Origin of the sequence: Kitasatospora sp. MBT63 (genome assembly GCF_000710465.2) — a bacterium.
In the GTDB taxonomy this organism is placed as follows: domain Bacteria; phylum Actinomycetota; class Actinomycetes; order Streptomycetales; family Streptomycetaceae; genus Kitasatospora.
Genome location: NZ_JAIZ01000705.1, coordinates 1 through 2,130, shown reverse-complemented (window position 1 = coordinate 2,130; position 2,130 = coordinate 1). Strand labels below are relative to the sequence as shown.

General features: G+C 71.6%; 2 protein-coding genes. Both read right to left on the bottom strand.

Annotated features, from left to right (window positions below; translation table 11 throughout):
• Positions 1 to 46 precede the first annotated feature (46 nt).
• A complete protein-coding gene (locus AA75_RS36980; RefSeq protein ID WP_033824803.1) occupies positions 47 to 973 on the bottom strand; it encodes an ABC transporter permease in 927 nt (308 codons plus the stop codon).
• A 43-nt stretch (positions 974 to 1,016) separates the two neighbouring features.
• Positions 1,017 to 2,130 (bottom strand): ABC transporter substrate-binding protein (locus AA75_RS36975; RefSeq protein WP_033824802.1); only part of this gene is annotated, 1,114 nt, incomplete at its 5' end.

The following is a 2,130-nucleotide window of genomic DNA, read 5'->3' as shown; positions in this document are numbered from 1 at the left end:
TGGCCCGGGCGGGTCTGCGGGTGGGATCAGGAGGTCGGTGGGCGGGCTAGTCATGGCGGATCCTCGGGTCGAGCAGGCCGTACAGGACGTCGACGAGCAGGTTGGCGAGGCAGAAGACCAGCACCAGCACGGTGGTGACGCCGACCACGGTGGGCCCTTCGCGCAGTTGGATGGCCTGGAAGACCTGCTGGCCGATGCCGGGGAGGTTGAAGATGTACTCGGTGACGACGGCGCCCGCCATCAGCGAGCCGAGTTCGACGCCGAGGAAGGTCGCGACCGGGAGCAGCGAGTTGCGCAGGGTGTGCAGCACGATGATGCGGCGGCGGCTGAGTCCCTTGGCGCCGGCGGTGCGGACGTAGTCGGCGCGCAGGTTCTCCAGCAGCGAGGCGCGGGTGAGCCGGGCGACGTAGGCGACGCCGAAGGAGGCGAGGACGAGTCCGGGCAGCAGGTAGGCGGTCGGCCAGCCGCCGTCCTCGCCGGAGACCGGGAACCAGCCGAGCCGCACGCCGAGCAGCAGTTGGGCGAGGTAGCCGACCACGTAGACGGGGACCGCGATGACCAGGGTGGTGCCGGCCAGGACGGCGCTGTCCACCCAGCGGCCCTTGCGCAGGGCGGCCCAGACGCCGAAGCCGATGCCGAGGGCGGCCTCGAAGAACCAGGCGGTGAGGCCGAGCCGCAGGGTGACCTGCCAGCGGCCGGCGATCGTGTCGGCGACCGGCTGCCCGGTGAACGTGCGGCCGAGGTCGCCGGTGAGCAGGCCGCGCAGGTAGTGCAGGTACTGGGCGAACAGCGGCTCGTCGAGGTGGTAGCGGCTGCGCAGTTCGGCGAGGACGGCGGGTGGCACGGGCCGGTCGCCGGCCAGGCCCTGGATGGGGTCGCCGGGCAGCACGAACACCAGGGTGTGGATCAGGAAGGTGGTGGCCAGCAGTACCGGGACGGCGTACAGCAGGCGGCGGGCGAGGTATCGGCCCATCGGAACGGATGCCCCCTGGGGGTCGGTGCGGCGGCGGTCGGGGTCAGTGCCGGACGGTCACCCGGTCCAGGTGCAGCCCCCCGACGTAGGGGTCGAGGACCACGTTGCCGACGTTGGTGCTCCAGGCCGTCTGGTCCTGCCAGTTCCAGAGCGGGATGAGCGGCAGGTCGGTGAGGGCGAGGTCCTCGGCCCGGTGGTAGTAGGCGATGCTCTCCTGGTCGGTGGGGGCGGCGTTGCCGCGGGCGAGCAGGTCGTCGAAGGCGGGGTTGTGCCAGCCCATCCGGTTGCCGGGGCCGAACAGGCCGGCCAGGTAGTTCTGCACGCTCGGGTAGTCGATCACCCAGTTCTGCCGGTACGGGCCGGTCGCCTTGTGGCCGTTGAGGATCGGGCCGAGGTCGGCGCCGGACATCTTGCGGAAGACGACGCTGCGGATGCCGAGGTTCTGGCGCAGCTCGTTGGCCACCGCGGTCATCCACTGTTCGTAGGTGGGGTCGGAGTTGGCGAAGTACAGCTCGACCGATCCGGTGAACCCGCCTGCCCGGTCGAGGAGTTCTCGGGCCTCGGCGGGCCGGTAGGTGCAGGTCTCGCCGCAGGCGCCGGCCCGGTGGCCGGGGATCATCGCGGCGACCAGCGAGTCGGCCGGGGTGAACACCTCGTTGTAGATGGCCCGGGTGATGCCGGCCCGGTCGATCGCCATGGACAGCGCCCGGCGGACGTCCGGGTTGCGGTAGCGCGGGTCGGCCAGCGGCAGGCCGAGGTAGTCCATGGTGCCGCTGGGCCGTACCGAGTAGCGGCGGCCGAAGGTGCGTCTCGCCTCGTAGGCCCGGGCGGCCGGTACGTTGGTGACGAAGTCGACGTGGCCGGCGCGTAGTTCGGTGAAGGCGGTGTCCTTGCTGGTGAAGATGCGGAAGTGCACGGCGTCGGCCATCGGCGGGCGTGGGCCGGTGTAGCCGTCGGCGCGTCTGAGGTCGATCCGTTGGTTGTGCCGCCAGTCGCCGTCCATCGCGAACGGCCCGTTGCCGACCGGGTGGCGGTCGAAGCCGTCCGGGTCGGTGAAGGCGGTGGCGGGCAGCGGGGCGAATGCCGGGAAGGCCAGCAGCATCGGGAACTGGCTGAACGGCGCGGCGAGGGTGACCTGGAGGGTGGTGTCGTCGAGC

Excerpts from the sequence above, each read along its gene's own strand:
- AA75_RS36980 (WP_033824803.1), bottom strand. The coding sequence starts at position 973 with ATGGGCCGATACCTCGCCCGCCGCCTGCTGTACGCCGTCCCGGTACTG.